Here is a 20,452-nt window from a genome sequence, read left to right as displayed (position 1 = left end):
GATGACCGCATGGCCAAAAACTCCTCCTTCGTCCACCTGCATAACCATACCGAGTTCTCCATGCTGGACGGCATGGCCAAGGTCGATATGTTGGCTGATGAGGTGGTCAAGCAAAACATGCCCGCCGTGGGCATGACAGACCACGGCAATATGTATGGATCCGATGCCTTTTATAAGCGCATGACCAGCGCCGGGGTTAAACCCATCATCGGCATCGAGGCCTACATGGCCCCGGAATCGCGCTTTAATAAAAAGCGCGTGCTGTGGGGCACCCCCGACCAAAAGCGCGACGATGTCTCCGCCTCGGGCGCGTACTTGCACCAGACGATGATCGCGGAAAACGCCACCGGGCTGCGCAACCTGTTCACCTTGTCCTCGCTCGCCTCCTACGAAGGCCAGCTGGGAAAGTGGCCGCGCATGGATGCAGAGCTCATCGCCGAGCATGCCGATGGCATCATCGCCACCACCGGCTGCCCATCCGGCGATGTGCAGACCCGCCTGCGCCTCGGTCAATTCAACGAGGCCCTCGAGGCCGCGGCGATGTGGCAAGACATCTATGGCAAGGACAACTTCTTCTTGGAGTTGATGGACCATGGGCTGGACATCGAAAAGCGCACGCGCGATGGGCTGCTCGAAATCGGCCGCAAGCTGGACCTGCCGCCGCTGGTGACCAATGACTGCCACTACGTGTTGGAGTCCCAGGCGCCGGCGCACGAGGCCATGCTGTGCGTGCAGACCGGTAAGACGTTCATGGACCCGGACCGCTTCAAGTTCGGCGGTACCGGCTACTACATCAAGTCCGCCGCGCAGATGCGCGATACCTGGGATGACCTGATTCCCGATGGCTGCGATAACACCCTGTGGATTGCCGAGCGCGTGCAAGACTACAGCGAGGTGTGGGAGGAACACACCCACGACCGCATGCCCATTGCCGATGTCCCCGAGGGCCACACCCCCACCTCCTGGCTGACCCACGAGGTGATGGAGGGGCTGCAGCGGCGGTTCCCCGGGCGCGATGTGCCGGAGGAGTATATCGAGCGCGCCAAGTACGAGATTTCCGTGATTGAGATGAAGGGCTACCCGTCCTACTTCCTCATCGTGGCGGAGCTTATTAAGTATGCGCGTTCGGTGGGCATTCGTGTTGGGCCCGGCCGTGGTTCTGCGGCGGGTGCGCTCGTGGCTTATGCACTGACCATTACCAATATCGATCCGCTGGAACATGACCTGCTCTTCGAGCGCTTTTTGAACCCCGAGCGCCCGTCCGCGCCCGATATCGATATCGACTTCGACGATCGCCGCCGCGGCGAGATGATTACCTATGCCGCCGAGCGCTGGGGCGAGGACAAGGTTGCCCAGGTCATTACCTTCGGCACGGTGAAAACCAAGCAGGCCATCAAGGACTCCGCCAAGGTGCACTTTGGCCAGCCCGGCTTCCAGATGGCTGACCGCATCAACGGCGCACTGCCGCCGGCGATTATGGCGAAGGATATTCCGTTGCGGGGCATTACTGACCCCGACCACGAGCGCTATTCCGAGGCCGCCGAGGTCCGCCAGATGGTGGAATCCGACCCGGATGTGAAAAAGATTTATGACACCGCGCGCGGCTTGGAGGGCGTTGTTCGCCAGGCTGGTGTGCACGCCTGTGCTGTGATTATGGCCTCGGTGCGGTTGATGGACCACATCCCGATGTGGAAGCGGCCTGCCGATGGCGCCTATATCACCGGCTGGGATTACCCCGCCTGCGAGGCCATTGGCCTGCTGAAGATGGACTTTCTGGGCCTGCGCAACCTCACCGTTATCGGCGATGCCATCGAAAACATCAAGCGCAACCGTGGCGAAGAAGTGCAGCTCGAGCAGCTGCATGCCGATGACCCCAAGGTCTCCAAGGTCTATGACCTGCTCTCGCGCGGGGATACCTTGGGCGTGTTCCAGCTGGACTCCGGCGGTATGCAGGAGTTGCTCAAGCGCATGAAGCCTACCGGCTTCAAAGACATCGTGGCCTCCTTGGCCCTGTACCGTCCTGGCCCGATGGGCGTCAACGCCCACTGGGATTATGCCGACCGCAAGAACGGGCGTAAGGAAATCACCCCGATCCACCCTGAACTCGAGGAACCGCTGAAGGAAATCCTGGATGAGACGTATGGTCTCATCGTCTACCAGGAGCAGATCATGCGTATCTCGCAGAAGGTGGCGAACTACACCGCCGGCGAGGCAGATGGCTTCCGTAAGGCGATGGGTAAGAAAAAGCCCGAGGTCCTGGCCCAGCAATACGATAAATTCTGGGGCGGCATGCAAGAAAATGGCTACTCTAAATCCGCCATGGATGCGCTGTGGGGGACCATCGAGCCCTTCGCGTCGTACGCGTTTAACAAGTCCCACGCCGCAGGCTACGGGTTGGTCTCGTTCTGGACGGCCTACCTCAAGGCCTACTACGCGCCGGAATATATGGCTGCGCTGTTGACCTCTGTGGGCGATAAGAAGGATAAGTCCGCCATCTACTTGTCGGACTGCCGCCACTTGGGCATTAACGTTTTGCCGCCCTCGGTCAATGAGTCCGAGGAGGACTTCCAAGCTGTGGGCGAGGATATTCGCTTCGGCATGGGCGCTATCCGCAACGTGGGCTCTGAAGTGGTCGAATCCATCATTGCCTCGCGCAAGGCAAAGGGGGCGTTTACGTCCTTTAGCGATTACCTCGACAAGATCGATTTGGCAGCGTGTTCCAAGCGCGTGACCGAGGCGCTGATCAAGGCCGGTGCCTTTGATGATTTCCAGCAGCCGCGCAAGGGGCTGATGCTTATTCACGAGGACGCCGTTGATGCCGTGCAGACCACCAAGAAGGCGGCGGATAAGGGGCAATTCGACCTCTTTGCCGGATTCGGCGGTGGCGACGATGCCTCCTCTGAAGGCGCCTTTGCCATTGATGTTCCGGACGACTCGTGGGATCGCAAGCACGAGTTGGCACTCGAGCGAGAGATGCTGGGTCTCTACGTTTCTGGCCACCCACTTGATGGTTTCGAAGAGGCCCTAGCTGCGCAGACCAATACTCCGCTGACCAAGATCCTCAACGACGAGGTACACAATGGCCAAGAACTCATCATCGGCGGCATCATCTCCGGTGTGGACCGCCGCTTTTCTAAGCGCGATGGTTCCCCGTGGGCGATTGTCACGGTAGAAGACCACAACGGCGCGCAGGTAGAGATCTTGGTGTTCAATAAGGTCTATTCGCTGGCGGCGCCGCATATTGTGGAAGACAACATTATCTTGGCGCGCGTCAACGTGAAGGTGCGCGATGAGCGCCGGTCGCTGTTTTGTTCCGATATTCGCGTTCCCGAGCTGGGTCCAGGCGGTGGCGCGAGCCTGCCGCTGCGCCTGACCATGCGCACGGACCAGTGCACGATGGAAAATATCGCCCGACTCAAGCAGGTCTTGGTTAAAAACCACGGTGAGTCCGATGTCTATCTTGAGCTTGTCGAGGGCGACCAATCCACCACCATGGTCCTCGGTGAGCACCTCCGCGTGGAACGATCGGGCAACCTCATGGGAGACCTGAAGGCCACGATGGGTGCAGGTATTTTGGGATAGAAACTCTCCTGCACCTTCTATGGACACTGTTACCGCCGCTCAGAGAAAGCAATTTCGCTGCACCTGCGGTAACGGTGGGCCAATTGTGAAGACCGCTCGCGTGCAGAGGAATAATTGCGTTTGTCTCAGAAGTTGGCGTGCCGTCCACGACTCGGATTTGTGAAATCGCACAAGCTCCCGCGCGATTACCGCTGGCAATGCAGTACAAGCGGAGCAAGTAGGCGGTGGCTGAAGAGCTGATCGCGCGCCCCAACCGCCACCGCTTTAATACCGAAATCTACGGAAGTAGCTGGCGGACCGGTTCTGGAAGCATCTTATAGAACTGATCGGCTACCTGCGGCATGAAGTGTAGAACACCACTCAACATGGCGCCGAGGGCAATGACGCCAGCGATGATTCCAACGCCCTTCGCGATGCTGCTGGAGCCGTCACCAGGCAGCCATGCCCCGGGGGCATCGTCAGGAGCGTCGCCGTCTTCATCTTGGGAGCCACCGACGAGATCGGCGACAGAAAAGATAGTAGTGGTCCCGGACACCTCGTTGCCGGCGATAAGGAGGGCATCGTCAGTAGGCGAGTCTTCCTTGCTAACGAACGCCAACCCCTCTGGGCCCAAGTCGCCGGCCAAGCTGGTGACGGCAACATTGTCCTCGTCATAGTCCACGGCGAAATCGCGATTGTTGGTATAGGTGACGAACTCGGCATGAGCGGGGTCGGTGACGTCGTAGACGAAAATGCCGCCCACGCGCTCCATGCCGATGAAGGCATAGGTGCGATCGCCAACTGTTCCAATCGTCAGGGCTTCCGGTTCGGGGCCTTTATTATTGGAGCGATCGTCAAAGTCGGGGTCTTCGTTATCGGCATTGAAGTTAAGTCCCTCGATGTCCTTGGTGATTTCCTCGAAGTCGGAACCGGAATCGAAGACGACGTTGCCCTCGGCATCGTAAATGCTAAAGGAGCGGGACCCGAAGGAATACAGGCCATCGAAGCAGCCCTGTTCCTCATTCCACCCAGAGGCATTGCTCAACTTGAGGTTGCCGGCGTATTTCTTGTCCTCGATGCCTTCTGGCAGGTCGACGGAATCACAGACCTGGCCCTCTTCAACAAGATCTTTTAGCTTGACCTCATCGGTGTAGCCGCCCCAATCGCGGGCATCGCCCTCATTGGCGGTGGCGAAGTAGGTCTGGCCGTTGGTTTGAAAGGCACCAATCGAATCCGGCATGGATAGCCCTTGCACAGGGATCGTGCGCAGCTTTGCCGCGCCGTCCTTATTGGAGGGATCGATGGGGACAACGGAGTGGTCCGCGATGTGGGCGGGCAGCACCTTTTCTACGGTGGCGGAGGCGATATCGACCACGCCGATGGCGTTGTTTTCTTGCAAGGTGACATAGGCCTTGCCATCGGCGGAGGAAATATACTCCGGCTCGAAGTCGAGCGAAGGCTTATTGTGGTGGTTTTCTGGGCCGAAGACGCGAATGGACGGGTCGAGTTCTGCATCTGAGCCGTCGAAGGCGCGGAAATCAGCGGTGCGGACATCCGCAGCGGAGGGGGCCTGGACGCCGTCTGGCAGGGAGATGACCGATACAGTACCTTCTGGATCTTTTGCGTATTCGGTGCCGTCGGCGGTGAGCTCATCGGAGGGCTCGCCCTCATTCGCGGTCAAGGCATAGGCGCCGTCATTAGTGATGTGCACGTTATCCGGCAGCGCGCCGAGCGGCACGCGACCGAGCTCGTCGCCGGAGGCGGCATCGAAAATCAGGGCCTCGCCGTTTTCGGTTTTGTCTCCCTGCTGCACGGCGGCGATGGCGAGGCCATCGGGGCGCACGGCCACGGAGTTGATTTCCTTATCGCCGCCGGCGGAAACCTCGGCCGCCTTGGTGGGGTTGGCGGGATCGGAAGCATCCAGGATATCCACCTTGCCCGATTGCGCGTTCACCGTGAGAATGCGCTGGGAGGCGGCGTGGTAGGCCACGATTTCCGCTGCTGATTTGCCCATGACCCCGGCTTCATACGAGCCGATGGGGCTTAGTTTTACCGCAGCATCGTCGGCGGAGCGTTCTAAAACATTATCGACGATATGCGCGTTGGCGGCCGGGGCGCAGCTGAGCGCAAGGCAGGCAGCCACGCCGATAGAGGTGCGCTTAAACATAGAGAGAGTCCTTTCGTGTGGAGCACTCCATTGTCTCCAAACCACGTAACAGTCACGCTAAACCGGAATGAAATCTAGGTGAATCGGTCGAGCACTAGGTAGGACGAGTAGACTCTGCAATCATGACTGAATCGACCATCCACGCATCCGATATCCAGCAGGCACAGGCACGTATCAGTTCCGAAATCGCGCCGACGCCGCTGCAGTATTGCCCCCGGCTTTCTGCGGAAACGGGCTGTGAGGTCTATTTAAAGCGCGAGGATCTCCAGGACGTGCGCTCGTATAAGATACGCGGCGCGCTCAATAGCATCTCCAGCTTGTCGCAGGAGGAGCGGGAGCGGGGCATCGTGACGGCATCGGCAGGCAACCATGCACAAGGCGTGGCCTATGCGTGCCGCACCATGGGGATTCCGGGCAAGATTTTCGTCCCGGAGCCCACGCCCATGCAAAAGCGCGACCGCATCCACGTGCACGGCGGAGACCAAGTGGAACTCGTAGTAGTGGGTGCCAACTTTGACGAGGCCGCGGCCGCCGCGCATGCCGATGCCGCCGAGCGCCACGCCACCTTCATCGAGCCCTTCGATGCCCGCGATACGATCATCGGCCAGGGCACCGTGGCCGCGGAGGTCTTGGCGCAGCTTTCGGCCAAGGGCGCCTCGGTCGATACCATCGTCGTGCCCGTCGGCGGCGGTGGGCTGATTTCTGGCATCACCTCCTATATGGCGGATATGGCACCGCACGCGAAGGTGGTGGGTGTGGAGCCGGAAGGGGCGGCATCGCTAAGAGCAGCCTTCCGCAATGGCGGGCCGGTGGCGCTAGAGAGCGTGGATCCGTTTGTCGACGGCGCGGCGGTCAAGCGCCTGGGCTCGCTGCCGTATGAGATTTTGGAGGCCAACCAATCGCGCCTGCACTGGGACACGGTCTCTGAGGGGGCGGTGTGCACGGACCTGCTCAACCTGTATCAAAATGAGGGTATTATCGCCGAGCCCGCCGGTGCGCTGTCCGTGGCCGGGCTGCAGCGGGTGCCGCTAGAACCGGGTTCGACGGTGGTCTGCGTGATTTCTGGGGGAAATAATGACGTGCTGCGCTACGCCGAAATCATGGAGCGCTCCCTGGTGCACCGCGGCCTGAAGCACTACTTCTTGGTCAATTTCCCGCAGGAACCGGGCCAGCTGCGCCACTTCCTATCTGAAATCCTGGGCCCCAGCGATGACATCACTCTTTTTGAGTACCTCAAGCGCAATAACCGCGAGACCGGTGCCGCGCTGGTGGGCATACAGCTAAGCCGCGCCGAGGACCTGGCGGGGCTGAAGGAGCGGATGGCCGAGTCCAAGATCTCGGTGCAGCACCTGCAGCCGAATACCCCCGAGTACGATTTCCTGGTGGCCTAATGCGCGATACGTATCGGCGCCCCACCGGCCAGGTGGAACACGAAAATGAGATCAAACGCTCGCGGTTTATTGCCCTGATCGGCCGGGTCACAAACGAGGAAGAAGCGCGGGCGTTTATCGATGCCGCCCGCCAGCGCTTTCCCGATGCCCGCCACCATTGCTCCGCCTATGTCTACCACGTCGACGACGCGAACCCAGTGGAACGTTCCTCCGATGATGGCGAGCCTTCCGGGACGGCCGGAAAACCCATGTTGGATGTGGTGAAAGGCTCTGGAATGCTTGATATTTGCGCGGTGGTCGTGCGCTACTTCGGCGGCATCAAGCTGGGCGCGGGCGGCCTCGTGCATGCCTATGGCGGGGCGGTCAGCGAGGCCATGGAGAAGGTTGAGGCGGTCACTCGGGCGCGCCGGGAGCTTTATACGGTGGAATGCCCGCACGCCACGGCCGGGCGCCTCGAAGCGGATTTGCGCGGGCGCGGCATCGATATCACCGATACCGAGTACGGTGCAGCCGTAACCTTTACCGTCGCCGTGCGCCCGGGTGGGCTCGATGCGCTCCAGGCGATGCTCGCCGCGCTTTCCCAAGGTGAAATCAGCGCGCGCGAAGCAGGTTCTGCTTGGGTTGAGGTAGGATCTGGGTCATGACTATGCAGCAGCGACCGAATAACCCCATTGCGCAGCGCAAGCAGCAGGTGCGCAAGCACTCCCGCAACGCCGTTATTTCCGTTGCCGGTGGCCTCGGCGCAGGAGTTGTTTTAGGTGTGCTATCTGCTAATTTGGCCGCTTGGATGGTTTTGGGCCTTATCATCGCCGTGGTGGGCGGCGGGTATAACTGGTTGAAGATCCGCAAAATCGTCAACGAGAACCACAATAATTATTAATGCCTACCCCGCAGCCAAGCGGCCGCCCCGTCCGCATTGATGCTTGGGTATGGGCGGTGCGCATGTTCAAAACCCGATCCGCCGCGGCCACCGCGGTGCGCGCCGGGCACGTGAAAATCAACGGTGAAGCGGTCAAACCCGCGCAACAAGTCGTGCCAGGCGATAGGGTGCGCGTGTGGCGCAACCACCACGAGCACGATTTGGAGGTGCTGGCTACCGTCGCCAAGCGCGTGGGCGCGCCGGTGGCGCGCACCTGCTATACCGATCACGCGCCTCCGCCACCGCCCAAGGAGTTCATGCCGTCCGTGCCGGTGCGCCCCCGCGGTGCGGGCCGGCCGACGAAGAAGGAACGCCGCGATATGGAAAAATTCCGCGGCGGGTTCCGCTAGGAATTAGCGCGCAGCGCCTTAAGGCGCGCGTTCAGGCGGCGCCGGCGGCCGGCGCGGTCGCCGGATTCAGCGGTGGCCTCGATATGCTGTTTGCCAAATTTATTGAGCAAGAGGTCATCGATAAGGCGCACTTGGCCGGGCCGAAAGCGATAGTGCATGGTGTCGTGGACGTGGGCAATGGCGTCATCGTCAAGCAGCTGCTCGAGCTGGTCCAAGGACCGGATATCGTTTTCCTCCAAGATTTCCGCGAGGAAGCGGTAGTGCTCCGAGCGCGAAAGTGGGAAGCGGTTGCCCAAAATGATGGCTAGGACGCCAGGCAGGGTTTCCGGAGTAAGCTCCACGTCCGTGTCCGTCTCCGTGCGCGGGGCCTTGAGCGCGGCGATTTCATCGAATTGCTGATCGGCTAGTTCGATGAGGCCGGCGGCCAGCGTAAAAAGGCGGTCGACCTCGGGCGAGGGCGGGGTAGGGCCCTGCTTATAGCGGATATCGTGCTCGAATTCCGCCCACGCGTGCTGCAGCACGGTGCGGATTTGCACCTCAAAGGTCCAACCCACGAAATCGGCGAGCTCTTCCATGGCCGCCGCGCTATCGTCCGTCACGGTGAGCACCAGGTGGTGGGAACCGTAGCCAAAACCGCCGGAAATGCGGGTCTCGGCCGCCTTATCTACAGAGCGCACGACCTTGAAGGACTCGCCCAGCACGTCTAGCGCATTGGGAATGGTGGTGGAGTGGTACAGCGTAACGCGCACGCCCATGACATCGTGGATATCGTCCCACGGGGTGGGGTAGATGAAATCGCCGCCCTCGCCCCGCTTCTTGGCCTTGCGTTTGAGCGAAGACCACGCCTTGACGCGCGTGGATACCCGGTCAAAGATGATGCCGGCGTCATTGAGTAGATCCTCGATGGCGGTGCGAAAATCCTCCGCCGCCGTGGGGTGGCTGCGGGTCCAGGCGTGGTACTGATTGCTCAGCCTCGACATCCTGCTTTCCGCCATGGTGCTCCTCTCATAATTCGCGGGGAAATCCGTTAGACCATACTAGCGGGCGCGAATGTAAAACGGTGCGATGGCGGGGAAGTTGTTCGGCGGCGGCGCGGGCGAGGTCGCGGGCATACTCATCGGGTAAGTGGGCGAAGACAAAAACCGTCGCGGAATCAGGCACCAGGTAGGTTAAAGAATGCGAGCGCATGAGGCGGCGCATGTGCTTATCCAGCACGGTGAAGGTTTCTGGGTGGGCCAACCACGAGGAAACCGGGGCGCCGTGGGAGCGAACTTGCAGGCCGCCATAGGGCGCTGCGGCCGGCAGGGCGCAGTGGGCCGGGCGCGTCCAAAAGCGCAGGCCCTGCGAGTCGAGCGCGGCGCGCTGCAGGTTATGCGAGGCGCAATTCCACGCCTGTCGGGCCGAAACATCGAGGTCCGCGAGGCCGCGGTGGCTAAGCCTGCGAAAAGTGCGCTGCCCGGGAAAGACCAGCGCCATCGACAAGTTGGGCGAAAGCTGGATGGTGGCAAGGGAGTCGCAAAAGCCGTCATCGGAAAGCCGCTGGTGCTTAATCCACGACCGAGCGAAGAGCGCCGGCAGCAAATTAGCGGTGGTGGGGCGGGGAGCGTCGAGCGTAAGGGTCATGGTGATTTCTCCAGGGTCGTGAGTATCCGCCCCTATTGGACTGGAGAAATGGCCGGGTGGTTCCCTGCGGGCTTAAAAAGGCGGCTCGGCGTCGAGCTCGAGTTCAGAAAAGAGCTGGGCACCGGACCACATGGTGATGTCCTGACCCTTTTTCTGCAGCTCTTCGGCGCGCTTTTCCTTGGAGGTCTTCTTCGCCCATTCGCCGACGACAAGCAGCGTGGTCTTCTTGGTGACGTTTTTGCCCACTTGCCCGCCGCGCTTGGCGATGCCCTGCCACAGCAGCCCCTTATCGTACGGCTCGAAATCGCCGGTCAGGGTGACGTGCTGGCCGTAGAGCGCGCCCTTTGGATCGGCATCGGGATTGGGATCTGGGATGGTATCCGGGGTGGCCACGGCCTGCCACGGCGCCCGGCCAGAAGACGAGGGCTTCTTGTTGGTTCCGGCGGAGCGAGTGGAATCGCGGAAATCGGTACCGGCGCCCAGATCGTCGCCGGAGGTGGGCGCGGTATGCGCGCGCAGGACCGGCAGGATGGCCGCGGACTCGAGCCGGCCGAGGCTAAACTCGCGGCTGGTGAAGAGATCGGTGATGCTTCCGGTATGCACGAAGCGCTGGGCCAACCCGGTGATGATGGTGCCGGCGGCACGGGCGTCCTCTGTGGCATCGTGGTGGGTAAAAGAGTCGCCGCCGAGGTGTTTCACCACGGTGGGAAGCTTGTGGTTGGCTACCGAGATAATACCTTGCTTGGACGCATCGCGGGACAAAGCGAGCGAGCAGGCCAACGGGACGGTGGGGACATCGGCGCCGGCGGCCAGCAATCCGGAGCGCAGCGCGGAAGAGTCGAACTGGACATTGTGCGCGACGATGACATCGCTGCCGATGAAATCAAAGAGCTCTGCGGCCGCTGTGGCAAAGGGCGTGGCCCCCTCGACATCGGCGGCGGTAATCCCATGGATGGAGATATTGATTTCTGCAAAGTGCTCCAAGCCTGGGGGAGGGGTGCACAGCCACGACTGGGACGCGGTTTCCTCGCCATCGCGGTAACGCACGGCACCGATCTGGCAGATGGAACCCCAATTATCATTGGCGGTTTCTACATCAACCGCGACGAAATCAAGCCCTGGGGTTTCCTCGTTAGTGGATGGGGTTGGGGCTTCCGCGGGTGTGTCGCCCTGTTGCGCCGCCTTAATGGCGCGCGCCACGCTGTGGGGATCTTGGTGCGGCGCGAAGGCAATGCTGCCGGCGCTGCCTAAGGACAAGGAACCAAAACCGGTGGCGGTGGGTCCGTGGACGCGCAGGTCATCGATGGTATCGAGCGCGATTTCTGCGGTGGCAGGAGCGCCTAAGCTGCGGGAGAGCAGGCTGCGGTGAAGCACGACTTTTTCCGCAGTGACATCGATGGATACGCCATGCGCGGGATACGACACGAAAATGGCCTTTCTTCTGAGGTGAGAATCTAAGGGGGAGGTGCTGCACAGAGATCGTACTCGCTTGTGCTTAGCAGAAATCCGCCGCGGGGGTGAAGCGTTTTAATCCGTCCCGCTGTGCTGCAATCCGGCATTGATAATACGCACGCCACGCACCAAATCGGCGCGGTAGTCCGCCGGGGTAGCTCCGCCGGTGGTTTCTAAAAGCTGGCGCTGGGATTGCTCGAGCAGCGTGGCGCCTAGGACGAGGTGCACGGCGGAAAGGGCGGCGGCCTTGCGGGCAGTATCATCGAAATCGGGGCAGGTGGCGGAGCTAAACTGTGCGACGAGGTGATCCCACGCCGTGGAATCCGGCTGGGAGAGGCCGGCGATGGCAACTTCCGCGCCATCGCGCCGGGCCAGGAGCAATTTGCGCAGGTGCAGGCTAATTTCTTCCAGCGTGGAACCGGCGACGGGGGCGATAATATCTTCGGCAAGAGCGGCGATGAGCGCCTGCTTATTGGCGATGTGCCAATACAGTGCGCCCGGGGCAACGCCGAGGGAGGAGGCGACGCGGCGCATGGTGACATCGGCAAGCCCATACGTATTCAATAGGGTCGTGGCGGCGTCGATGATGGCCTCGCGATGTAGTTGCACAGTGGAAATTGTACGTGTTTCGCCGCGCCAAGGAATAGCTCACAGGTACTTTTCAGACTGCAATAATGTCCCTTGCAAACTTGCATTGTTAAGATTGCGGGGACATAAGAACCCGTCGTGAGGCGGCTTCGCATTCGAAAGATTGATTCAGGAGCTCTCCCTTGTCCTTTTTGACCCCTGCTAAGAAGTCCCTTTTTGCGGTCGCTATGGTTGCCCCGCTTGCCTTAGCTGCATGCAGCTCAAATGACGAGGACGATTCGACGAAGACCACGTCGTCTTCGTCTGCTTCCTCGTCCTCTGAGACCTCCGCGAAGGAATCGGCGAAAAAGTCTGAGGACAAAGACGCAGATAAGGATAAAAAGAAGGAAAAGGAAGAAAAGGACAAGAAAAAGGCCGCCGAGGAGCCTAAGGAGAAGGGCGAAGAAGGCGGCAATGAGGGCACCAACGCGAACCCCATTGAGAATGAGGACGATCCCTTCGCCAACGCCCAGGACATCAAGCCCATTGAAGGTGGGCAAGAAGCAAGCGATGGCGATAAGCAGGCCATTGAGCAGTTGGTGCGCGGGCAGCATGAGATTGACAATGTTAAGGACTACTTTGGATACATGCCTGCCCACGCCTGCAAGGCCGTGCGCGAAGGCGAGTCCGGGGATTTCCAGCAGTACCTCAACTACGTCGATAGCCTGCCCAACCAGTCCTTTGCGGAATACGCAAACTCCATGCGCCAGCAAAGCCAGGGCAATGCCAAGATCAACGAGTTCGCCGACCAGCTAGAGGCCATCCCTACCTCCACCAAGCTGGAATCGATCAATGACGTTGTGGTCAATGGCGATGATGCCTCTGCTACCGTGAGCGTGTCGAACTCGGACGGTACCGATACCTCCACCGTTCGTTTCCGCCGCGAGGACGGTAACTGGACCTTCTGTAACTAAAATGTCTTCCCGCCAAGCTCGCTTGCCCCGCACACTCGGTTTCGGTGCGGGGCTCCTCGCGTGTTCCCTGTTCGTTTTCGGCATCTGTGGCGCGCTCTGGGGGTTTATGCGCCCTACGATGACCGGCCATGCTGTCGACGGTGGCGGCTACGCCATTGAAGCCGCGGGCAACGCGCAATTCGTCGCATTTATGACCTTTGCACTCGTCACGGGTTTCTTGGGGCTGTGCCTCGGACTGGCCGCATTCGCGCAGCGTCGCGGGCGTGGTCTCACGATGCTGCTGTGGGTAGGGCTGTGCGCGCTTACCGGTGCCGCTTCCTTCTACGTCTTTGGTGGCATCACCGCAACGCACCCGCCGGAGAACCCCGGGGACGTCGTGGAATTTGCGCCGAACTTTTCTCCCGCCGTGGCCTGGGTGGTAGCCCCATTTTTGGCCATGTTTTCCTATTGGTGCACCGCGTTTATTAGCTCCGACGCGGACTGGGAGACGGCTGGCAAAGAGGCCAGTGCGCAAAGGGAAGTAGTTACGCCCACTTGACCGGGGAGCTGCCACAGAATTCCCGCGCGATGTCATCGATTGCGTGCAGGATCGCATCGAGGCTCTGGCTTAAAACCCGCAGCAGCTGGCCTTGGTGAAGGCCCGCCCCGGTCAGGGTCGGCACATCGACGTGGACGTGGAGGCCGTCGTCGCTGGCGCGGCAGTAGGCCGTGGCGCTGTGGTTTGCCCGGTTCCAGTCATTGCAGATCAAAAACAAACGGGTGAATTCGTCCTCATCCGCATTCAGGTCCCACCGGCCTGTGATGATGAGGCTTGGCCCAGAGTCGAGGGTGAAGGTGCAGGCGATGGAGTTGACGAGGGCAAATAGGCAGATTTCACCATCGCTATGGAAGCGGTCGATCCCTATCTGCGGCAGAGCGGTCGCGAGGAAATCCAGGGTGACCGCGGGCGGGGAAGCGGCATCGTCTTGAGCTAGCAACAGCTCTGGTTCTTGGGCCAGGGCCGGAAATTCGCGCGTCGCCACGCTAATGAGCACCTCTGCGCCGCGGAGCGCGGCGGGCACAAAAGCGGCCAATTGATCGTGCGTTGGTGCAGTTCCAGTGCTGAAGTGGCTCTGCCCACACAGCACCAGCGACCCCTCCTCGTCATAGTCCAGCACGGCGGTGGGGTAGAGGCAATCGGCATTCCAACTGGTGATAAATCGGGACAGCGCGGCGGCCTCGCCCAAGTCAACCGCGCCGCGCAGAGTGGTGTGCAGGTGGACAACCACATCGTCGGTCTGCGACACAAAGACCAGCGTGGACCCCGCCTGCCCATGGGAAATGACGAGTTCTCCAGTTGATAGCGCCCAATAGGAAAAATCAAGCTTGCGGACGATGGCGCGCAGGTGCCGCTCAAGACTGGTGGATTCAAATTCGATCATCATGCACCGCACACTCGCCTTCGCTGGAAGTTGATTTTGAGTCTATCGCCCAAGAGGGTGTCCCCGCGGCGCTTTGGGCGATAGTATATTGGTTTGTCTACAGATATAGCCCACGGTGATCAACCAGAAAGTGAGCCAGGAATGCTTCGAACCATCGATCTCCGCGGTCAACAGCTTCGCCCCGCCACGCTGCGCCGCGTCCTTCCGCGCGGCGGCACCGATGTGAATTCCGTCATGGGGACCGTCGTGCCGATGGTCAATAAGGTGCGCGACGAAGGCGTCCAGGCGGCGTTGGATTATGGGGAGCAATTCGATGGGGTGCGCCCGCCGTCCCTGCGCGTCCACCAGGCCGAACTGCAGCGGGCCGCCGACGAGCTTGATCCCCAGGTGCGCGCGGCCATCGAGGCCTCCATTGAAAGGGTGCGCCGCGTGCATGCGGACCAAAAGCCGGAGTCGCACACCACGCAGCTGGCCGCCGGCGCCACCGTGACCGAGGTATTCCGCCCCATCGAGCGTGTTGGCCTCTACGTGCCCGGCGGCAAGGCGGTCTACCCGTCTTCTGTCATCATGAATACCGTGCCCGCGCAAGAGGCCGGCGCCTCCAGCCTGGTGGTTGCCTCCCCGCCGCAAAAGGAGCACGGCGGCCTGCCACACCCTACGGTCTTGGCAACGTGCCACATGCTGGGCGTGGAGGAAGTCTGGGCCGTCGGCGGGGGTCAGGCGGTAGCGCTTTTGGCCTACGGAGATGCGGAAGAAGGCGTAGAGCCCGTGGACATGATTACCGGGCCGGGCAATATCTTTGTCGCCGCGGCCAAAAGGGCGGTGCGCGGGGTGGTAGGCACCGATGCGGAGGCCGGCCCGACCGAAATCGCCATCTTGGCGGATGAGACCGCGAACCCCGTCTACGTGGCCTACGATCTCATCTCCCAGGCAGAGCATGATCCGATGGCGGCAAGTGTGTTAATTACGGCATCGGAAAGCGTGGCCCAGCAGGTGCAGCAGGAGGTCGAGCGCCGCTATACGGCAACGGAGAACTCCGCCCGCGCCGCCGAGGCACTTACCGGCGAGCAATCCGGCATCGTTCTGGTGGATTCCGTGGACGCTGGCATCGCCGTGGCGAATGCGTATGCCGCCGAGCACCTAGAAATCCACACCGCGGATGCGCGCGCCGTGGCAGAGCGCATCAACCACGCCGGAGCCATTTTCGTCGGCGCGTATTCCCCGGTGCCCTTGGGGGACTATTCGGCCGGTTCCAACCACGTGCTGCCCACCTCGGGCACGGCGCGGTTTTCCGCGGGGCTTTCCACCCACACCTTCCTCCGGCCGGTCAACCTCATCGATTATGACCGCGGCGCCCTGGAAGAAATCGCCCCCAACGTCATCGCCTTTGCCAATGCCGAGCGCCTTCCCGCCCACGGGGAGGCCATCCGCGCCCGATTCGAGGAGAAATAAATGGCCCAGCTACATGACCTACCGCTGCGCGAGGAATTGCGCGGCGAGACCGCTTATGGCGCCCCGCAGCTGCGGGTGGCCTACCAGCTCAATACCAACGAAAATCCTTTCCCGCCTTCGCCCGCGCTTGTCGATGCCCTCGTGGACGAGGTCCGCCGCTGCGCCAGCTCGCTCAACCGCTACCCAGAGCGCGATGCGGTCGAGCTGCGCACCGAACTAGCGCGCTACGTTTCGCAGCAAACCGGCGTGGATGTCACCTACGAGCAGGTCTGGGCAGCCAACGGCTCCAATGAGATCCTGCAGCAGCTGTTGCAGGCCTTCGGCGGGCCCGGGCGCAGCGTGCTGGGATTTACGCCGTCGTATTCCATGCACCCGATCCTGTCAGCCGGAACCCACACCCGGTTTATCGAGTGCCCGCGCGATGAGAACTTCGCCATCGATATGGACCGCGCCTTAGCGGCGGTGGCCGAGCACCAGCCCGACGTCATCTTTGTTACTACCCCGAATAACCCCACCGGCGGGGTAACCAGCTTGGAGGATATCGCCGCGCTTATCGATGCCGCCCCCGGCATCGTCATCGTCGACGAAGCCTACGCCGAGTTTTCTGACTCGCCGTCCGCGACGAGCCTTTTGGAAAAATACCCCACCAAGCTCGTGGTTTCGCGCACGATGTCGAAGGCCTTCGACTTTGCCGGCGGGCGGCTCGGCTACTTCGTGGCGGATCCGGCCTTCGTGGAGGCCATCATGCTGGTGCGCCTGCCATATCACCTATCCGTCTTATCCCAGGCCGCGGCCACTGTGGCCCTGCGCCACAGCGCAGATACCCTCGCCACCGTGGAAACCATCGCCGCCGAACGCGACATGGTGGCAGGTCGCCTGCGCGAGATGGGCTATACCGTCATGCCGAGCGAATCGAATTTCCTTTTCTTTGGCAATTTTGCGGATCAACACCGCGTGTGGGAGCAGTTCCTGGATGAAGAGGTGCTCATCCGCGATGTAGGGATCGACGGGTATTTGCGCGTGACCATCGGCCTGCCAGAAGAAAATGCGGCCTTTCTGGCTGCGGCGGAAAAGCTAGCGACTACAGTAGGAGCGGATACTTCAAAGGAGTGATTTATGACAAACCGTGTGGGGCGTGCCCAAAGAGCTACATCGGAATCGGACATCACCGTTTCCATCGACCTTGACGGCACTGGGAAAAGCGACATTTCCACTGGACTGCCGTTCTTTGACCATATGCTTACCGCATTTGCCACACACGGGCTCTTTGACCTGCAGGTTAAGGCCACCGGTGACGTGGAGGTAGACGCCCACCACACCGTGGAAGATACCGCCATCGTATTAGGCCAGGCCCTGCGGGAAGCAGTGGGGGATAAGGCCGGGATCCGCCGCTTCGGCTCCCAATTGCTGCCCATGGATGAAGCACTGGTAGAGGCGGTAGTGGACTTTTCGGGCCGCGCGTACTTTGTGATGAATGGCGAACCGGAACACCTGCAGTGGCAGGTCATCGGCGGGCACTATGCCACGGTGATTAACCGCCACTTCTTCGAATCCTTGGCCACGCACGCAGCCATTACCCTGCACGTCAACGTACGCTACGGCCGCGATCCGCACCATGTGACCGAGGCGGAATACAAGGCGGTAGCCCGCGCGCTGCGCGCTGCCGTGGACCACGATCCGCGCCAGACCGGCATCCCTTCAACGAAGGGAGCCCTGTAGCCCGTGCAGTTTATGATCCTCATCCTGTTTTTGGTGGCAGGCCTCTTGGTAGGAGGAGCCTGGTCCGCGTATCAGCAGGACTCGAAGTTTTTTACGGTCGTCGCCGCGCTTTTAGCCGTTATCACCGCGGCCGCGGCCATTGCCTGGATGGTTGGAGGCTTTAGTAAATGAGCGAATCTCAAGAGACCAATATTTGGAAGGTCCCCGGCTATACGCCGACGATGGTAGCCATCGCCGCCGCCTTTGGCGCCTGGTCCATCCTGCTTCCCGTGGTGCCGCTTGCCGTCATTGACTCCGGCGGTTCCGCGACCCTGGCTGGTGGATCCACTGGTATCTTCATGGCCTTTACGGTTGCCACGCAGATCGTATCGCCGTGGCTATTGCGCCGCTGGGGCTACAGGCGCGTGATGGCGCTGTCCGCGTTTACCTTGGGTGTGCCGGCCTTCGGCCACCTGCTGGGCACCGACGCCTGGATCGTCTTGCTATTTTCCGCCCTGCGCGGGGTGGGCTTTGGTGCCCTCACCGTGTCCGAATCCGCGCTCATTGCAGAGCTCTCCCCGGTGCGCCTGCTGGGCAAGGCCACCGGTATGATTGGTGTATTTACAGGCTTGGGGCAGATGATCTTCTTGCCGCTCGGCCTGTTCATGGCCGATTCGCTAGGATACGCCTCTACTTATATCACCGCCGGTCTGATCGGCTTCTTGGGTTTTGCTATGTGTCTGCGCATTCCCAAGATCAAGGTCACCTTGGCCGAGGATAACGATGAAGAAGTCAATATCATCCGTGTTCCTACCTGGAAGCTGGTGCTGGTCCCGGCCTTGGCCTTGACCACGTTTTCTATGAGCTACGGTGCCATTTCCTCGTTCTTGTCCCCTGCGATGCAGGAGCTCGATGCCGCAAGGGGTGCCAGCCTCGCCGGCATCATGCTGTCCATCGTGGGCGGCGCGGCGATGATCTTCCGGTACTTCGCCGGCGTGGTGGCAGACCGCACTGGGACCCCAGGCAGCTTGTACATTCCGAGCCAGATCATGGCGATCATCGGCGTCGGGACGATTTCGCTCACCCTATTTATGGAAAGCTCCATCTGGTGGCTGGTGCTCGGCGCGGTTCTATTCGGCGGTGCCTTCGGTATCGCGCAAAACGAGGCCTTGCTATCCATGTTTGACCGGTTGCCCCGCGAGCGGGTCTCGGAGGCCTCGGCCATTTGGAATATTTTCTACGATAGCGGCACCGGTCTGGGCTCGACCCTGCTCGGCGCCATGGTGGCGGGCTACGGCTACGACGGCGCCTTCGGAGCTGGGGTTGCGATCCTCATCGCCGGTTTGCTGCTCACCACGGCGGACTTCATCTTGGGCCGGACCCGCGTGAGCGAGACCAACGATATCCGCACCCGTTTGCGTCGAATGCGTAAGGTATAGCCCATGACAAAATCTGTGGTGTTATTGGACTACGGCGCGGGCAATATTCGCTCCGCCCAGCGTGCCCTCGAGCGCGTCGGGGCGGAGGTCACCGTCACGGCGGATCCTTATCAGGCCCTCGAGGCAGACGGGCTGCTGGTTCCCGGCGTGGGCGCGTTCGATGCCTGCATGGCAGGGCTGAAGGCCGTGAATGGGCCGAGGGTCATCGGCCAGCGCCTGGCAGGAGAGCGGCCGGTCATGGGTATTTGTGTGGGAATGCAGGTGCTTTTCGATGCCGGCGTTGAGCACGGCATCCACTCCACAGGCTGCGGCGAATGGCCGGGTACGGTCGAACGCCTGCAGTCCGACGTGTTGCCGCATATGGGCTGGAATACCGTTGAGATGCCGGATGGCAGCGCCATGTTTGCCGGGCTTAACGCCGATGAGCGGTTTTATTTCGTGCATTCCTACGGCGTTCGCCGCTGGGAATTGGAAACCGTCATTACCCGCCCGCCGCTGGTGAGCTGGTCCACGCACGCTGGTGATTCTTTCGTGGCGGCGGTGGAAAATGGCGCGCTGTGGGCCACGCAATTCCACCCCGAAAAATCCGGGGATGCGGGCGCGCAGCTATTGGAAAACTGGATGCACACGCTCTAGGTAGGATGAGACCATGACTTTTACGCTTTTGCCCGCAGTCGATGTCGCCGGCGGCAAGGCCGTGCGCTTGGATCAGGGAGAGGCCGGCACCGAAAAGGTCTACGGCGCCCCGCGGGATGCAGCCCTTGAATGGCAGCGCCAGGGCGCCCAGTGGCTGCACTTTGTTGACCTCGATGCCGCCTTTAATCGCGGTTCCAACCACGAGCAGATGGCGGGGATTACCCAAGAACTTGGCATTAATGTCGAGCTGACCGGTGGCATTCGCGATGATGCCGGGGTAGAGCGCGCGCTGGCTACCGGCGCGAATCGCATCAATATTGGCACCGCCGCCTTAGAAAACCCAGAGTGGATAGAAAAAATCCTTGGGCACTACGGCGAAAAGGTCGCCGTGGATTTGGCGGTGCGCTTAGAAGATGGTGAATGGCGCACGAAGGGCAACGGCTGGGTCTCCGACGGCGGGGATCTCTGGGAGGAGCTCGAGCGCCTCGATGCCGCAGGGTGCCAGCGCTTCGTGGTTACGGACGTGTCCAAGGACGGGACGCTGACCGGGCCCAATGTGGAATTATTGCGCGAGGTAGCAATGGCAACCGATGCCAAGGTGACCGCCTCCGGTGGCATTTCCTCCCTGGCGGATCTCACCGAGCTGGCCCGGTATCAAAATGAGGGCATCGATTCGGCGATCATCGGCAAGGCGCTGTATGAGGGAAATTTCAGCCTGGAGGAGGCGCTAGCTGCGGTGGCAGAGGTAGATCCGCTGCCCGCAGAGGTGCCCATCGATCCTTATGACCCCGAGGAAGAGTAA

20 protein-coding genes are annotated in these 20,452 nt (G+C 61.1%); 14 read left to right on the top strand and 6 right to left on the bottom strand.

The window, feature by feature from the left end:
- The first annotated feature begins 9 nt into the window (after positions 1-9).
- Positions 10-3,582 (top strand): DNA polymerase III subunit alpha, encoded by a 3,573-nt coding sequence (dnaE, locus tag ACLI1Q_RS08240; protein WP_239269964.1) that lies wholly within the window; start codon positions 10-12, stop codon positions 3,580-3,582.
- 277 nt (positions 3,583-3,859) lie between these two features.
- On the opposite strand, the gene ACLI1Q_RS08235 is transcribed toward dnaE, so the two are convergent.
- Positions 3,860-5,728: a choice-of-anchor I family protein gene (locus ACLI1Q_RS08235; protein ID WP_239269965.1), complete on the bottom strand. Its 1,869-nt coding sequence runs from the start codon at positions 5,726-5,728 to the stop codon at positions 3,860-3,862.
- A gap of 122 nt (positions 5,729-5,850) precedes the next feature.
- Here ACLI1Q_RS08235 and ilvA point away from each other — a divergent pair, with 122 nt between their 5' ends.
- Genes ilvA through ACLI1Q_RS08215 form a run of 4 tightly spaced genes read left to right on the top strand, consistent with a single transcriptional unit; the run spans position 5,851 to position 8,388 of the window.
- Positions 5,851-7,119: a threonine ammonia-lyase IlvA gene (gene ilvA / locus ACLI1Q_RS08230; RefSeq protein WP_239269966.1), complete on the top strand. Its 1,269-nt coding sequence runs from the start codon at positions 5,851-5,853 to the stop codon at positions 7,117-7,119.
- Positions 7,119-7,763, top strand: coding sequence for a YigZ family protein (locus ACLI1Q_RS08225; protein ID WP_239269967.1), 645 nt, complete (start codon positions 7,119-7,121; stop codon positions 7,761-7,763). The genes ilvA and ACLI1Q_RS08225 overlap by 1 nt, the downstream gene beginning before the upstream one ends.
- Positions 7,760-7,999 (top strand): hypothetical protein, encoded by a 240-nt coding sequence (locus ACLI1Q_RS08220; protein WP_005278507.1) that lies wholly within the window; start codon positions 7,760-7,762, stop codon positions 7,997-7,999. The genes ACLI1Q_RS08225 and ACLI1Q_RS08220 overlap by 4 nt, the downstream gene beginning before the upstream one ends.
- The gene (locus ACLI1Q_RS08215; RefSeq protein ID WP_005283779.1) at positions 7,999-8,388 is read left to right on the top strand and encodes an RNA-binding S4 domain-containing protein; all 390 of its coding nucleotides are present in this window, start codon (positions 7,999-8,001) and stop codon (positions 8,386-8,388) included. The genes ACLI1Q_RS08220 and ACLI1Q_RS08215 overlap by 1 nt, the downstream gene beginning before the upstream one ends.
- Here the strand turns inward: ACLI1Q_RS08215 and ACLI1Q_RS08210 are convergent.
- The 4 genes from ACLI1Q_RS08210 to ACLI1Q_RS08195 form a co-directional block, all read right to left on the bottom strand.
- Positions 8,385-9,383 carry a GTP pyrophosphokinase family protein gene (locus tag ACLI1Q_RS08210; RefSeq protein WP_239269968.1) on the bottom strand — a complete coding sequence of 333 codons (999 nt, stop codon included), beginning with the start codon at positions 9,381-9,383 and terminating at the stop codon, positions 8,385-8,387. The genes ACLI1Q_RS08215 and ACLI1Q_RS08210 overlap by 4 nt on opposite strands.
- A 10-nt stretch (positions 9,384-9,393) precedes the next feature.
- Complete coding sequence (locus ACLI1Q_RS08205; protein WP_239269969.1) at positions 9,394-10,011, bottom strand: hypothetical protein; 618 nt, start codon at positions 10,009-10,011, stop codon at positions 9,394-9,396.
- A 72-nt stretch (positions 10,012-10,083) separates the two neighbouring features.
- Positions 10,084-11,436 carry an exonuclease domain-containing protein gene (locus ACLI1Q_RS08200; RefSeq protein ID WP_239269970.1) on the bottom strand — a complete coding sequence of 451 codons (1,353 nt, stop codon included), beginning with the start codon at positions 11,434-11,436 and terminating at the stop codon, positions 10,084-10,086.
- Between the two features lie 102 nt (positions 11,437-11,538).
- Positions 11,539-12,072: a TetR family transcriptional regulator gene (locus tag ACLI1Q_RS08195; protein WP_239269971.1), complete on the bottom strand. Its 534-nt coding sequence runs from the start codon at positions 12,070-12,072 to the stop codon at positions 11,539-11,541.
- Between the two features lie 161 nt (positions 12,073-12,233).
- Here ACLI1Q_RS08195 and ACLI1Q_RS08190 point away from each other — a divergent pair, with 161 nt between their 5' ends.
- Together ACLI1Q_RS08190 and ACLI1Q_RS08185 are read left to right on the top strand one after the other, a co-directional pair.
- Positions 12,234-13,004 carry a hypothetical protein gene (locus ACLI1Q_RS08190; RefSeq protein WP_239269972.1) on the top strand — a complete coding sequence of 257 codons (771 nt, stop codon included), beginning with the start codon at positions 12,234-12,236 and terminating at the stop codon, positions 13,002-13,004.
- Positions 13,005-13,122: 118 nt separating this feature from the next.
- Complete coding sequence (locus ACLI1Q_RS08185) at positions 13,123-13,542, top strand: hypothetical protein (RefSeq protein WP_239269973.1); 420 nt, start codon at positions 13,123-13,125, stop codon at positions 13,540-13,542.
- Here the strand turns inward: ACLI1Q_RS08185 and ACLI1Q_RS08180 are convergent.
- Positions 13,529-14,428, bottom strand: coding sequence for a YbjN domain-containing protein (locus ACLI1Q_RS08180; protein ID WP_239269974.1), 900 nt, complete (start codon positions 14,426-14,428; stop codon positions 13,529-13,531). The two genes, ACLI1Q_RS08185 and ACLI1Q_RS08180, sit on opposite strands and share 14 nt — an antisense overlap.
- A 138-nt stretch (positions 14,429-14,566) precedes the next feature.
- On the opposite strand from ACLI1Q_RS08180, the gene hisD reads away from it, so the two are divergent.
- The 7 genes from hisD to priA are packed head-to-tail and all read left to right on the top strand — an operon-like array spanning position 14,567 to position 20,452.
- Complete coding sequence (gene hisD / locus ACLI1Q_RS08175) at positions 14,567-15,877, top strand: histidinol dehydrogenase (protein ID WP_239269975.1); 1,311 nt, start codon at positions 14,567-14,569, stop codon at positions 15,875-15,877.
- The gene (locus ACLI1Q_RS08170) at positions 15,878-16,990 is read left to right on the top strand and encodes a histidinol-phosphate transaminase (RefSeq protein WP_239269976.1); all 1,113 of its coding nucleotides are present in this window, start codon (positions 15,878-15,880) and stop codon (positions 16,988-16,990) included.
- 3 nt (positions 16,991-16,993) lie between these two features.
- A complete protein-coding gene (gene hisB, locus ACLI1Q_RS08165) occupies positions 16,994-17,596 on the top strand; it encodes an imidazoleglycerol-phosphate dehydratase HisB (protein ID WP_239269977.1) in 603 nt (200 codons plus the stop codon).
- A 3-nt stretch (positions 17,597-17,599) separates the two neighbouring features.
- Positions 17,600-17,767: a hypothetical protein gene (locus ACLI1Q_RS08160; RefSeq protein ID WP_172596685.1), complete on the top strand. Its 168-nt coding sequence runs from the start codon at positions 17,600-17,602 to the stop codon at positions 17,765-17,767.
- Positions 17,764-19,014, top strand: coding sequence for an MFS transporter (locus tag ACLI1Q_RS08155; RefSeq protein ID WP_284849578.1), 1,251 nt, complete (start codon positions 17,764-17,766; stop codon positions 19,012-19,014). Before ACLI1Q_RS08160 ends, ACLI1Q_RS08155 begins: the two co-directional genes overlap by 4 nt.
- A gap of 3 nt (positions 19,015-19,017) precedes the next feature.
- Complete coding sequence (hisH, locus tag ACLI1Q_RS08150) at positions 19,018-19,650, top strand: imidazole glycerol phosphate synthase subunit HisH (protein WP_239269979.1); 633 nt, start codon at positions 19,018-19,020, stop codon at positions 19,648-19,650.
- Positions 19,651-19,663: 13 nt separating this feature from the next.
- Entirely contained in the window at positions 19,664-20,452 is a 789-nt protein-coding gene (priA, locus tag ACLI1Q_RS08145) for a bifunctional 1-(5-phosphoribosyl)-5-((5-phosphoribosylamino)methylideneamino)imidazole-4-carboxamide isomerase/phosphoribosylanthranilate isomerase PriA (RefSeq protein ID WP_239269980.1), read from the top strand.

The organism is Corynebacterium limaceinasi (assembly GCF_046717465.1).
Classification (GTDB): domain Bacteria; phylum Actinomycetota; class Actinomycetes; order Mycobacteriales; family Mycobacteriaceae; genus Corynebacterium.
The sequence above is the reverse complement of the archived record's forward strand: the minus strand, read 5'-3'. Positions and strand labels throughout refer to the sequence as shown.

Coding starts and splice junctions, on each gene's coding strand:
- hisD (WP_239269975.1), top strand. CDS start 14,567: ATGCTTCGAACCATCGATCTCCGCGGTCAACAGCTTCGCCCCGCCACG.
- ACLI1Q_RS08205 (WP_239269969.1), bottom strand. CDS start 10,011: ATGACCCTTACGCTCGACGCTCCCCGCCCCACCACCGCTAATTTGCTG.
- ACLI1Q_RS08180 (WP_239269974.1), bottom strand. CDS start 14,428: ATGATGATCGAATTTGAATCCACCAGTCTTGAGCGGCACCTGCGCGCC.
- dnaE (WP_239269964.1), top strand. CDS start 10: ATGGCCAAAAACTCCTCCTTCGTCCACCTGCATAACCATACCGAGTTC.
- hisB (WP_239269977.1), top strand. CDS start 16,994: ATGACAAACCGTGTGGGGCGTGCCCAAAGAGCTACATCGGAATCGGAC.
- ACLI1Q_RS08170 (WP_239269976.1), top strand. CDS start 15,878: ATGGCCCAGCTACATGACCTACCGCTGCGCGAGGAATTGCGCGGCGAG.
- ACLI1Q_RS08185 (WP_239269973.1), top strand. CDS start 13,123: ATGACCGGCCATGCTGTCGACGGTGGCGGCTACGCCATTGAAGCCGCG.
- ilvA (WP_239269966.1), top strand. CDS start 5,851: ATGACTGAATCGACCATCCACGCATCCGATATCCAGCAGGCACAGGCA.
- ACLI1Q_RS08235 (WP_239269965.1), bottom strand. CDS start 5,728: ATGTTTAAGCGCACCTCTATCGGCGTGGCTGCCTGCCTTGCGCTCAGC.
- ACLI1Q_RS08225 (WP_239269967.1), top strand. CDS start 7,119: ATGCGCGATACGTATCGGCGCCCCACCGGCCAGGTGGAACACGAAAAT.
- ACLI1Q_RS08210 (WP_239269968.1), bottom strand. CDS start 9,383: ATGGCGGAAAGCAGGATGTCGAGGCTGAGCAATCAGTACCACGCCTGG.
- priA (WP_239269980.1), top strand. CDS start 19,664: ATGACTTTTACGCTTTTGCCCGCAGTCGATGTCGCCGGCGGCAAGGCC.
- ACLI1Q_RS08215 (WP_005283779.1), top strand. CDS start 7,999: ATGCCTACCCCGCAGCCAAGCGGCCGCCCCGTCCGCATTGATGCTTGG.
- ACLI1Q_RS08155 (WP_284849578.1), top strand. CDS start 17,764: ATGAGCGAATCTCAAGAGACCAATATTTGGAAGGTCCCCGGCTATACG.
- ACLI1Q_RS08220 (WP_005278507.1), top strand. CDS start 7,760: ATGACTATGCAGCAGCGACCGAATAACCCCATTGCGCAGCGCAAGCAG.
- hisH (WP_239269979.1), top strand. CDS start 19,018: ATGACAAAATCTGTGGTGTTATTGGACTACGGCGCGGGCAATATTCGC.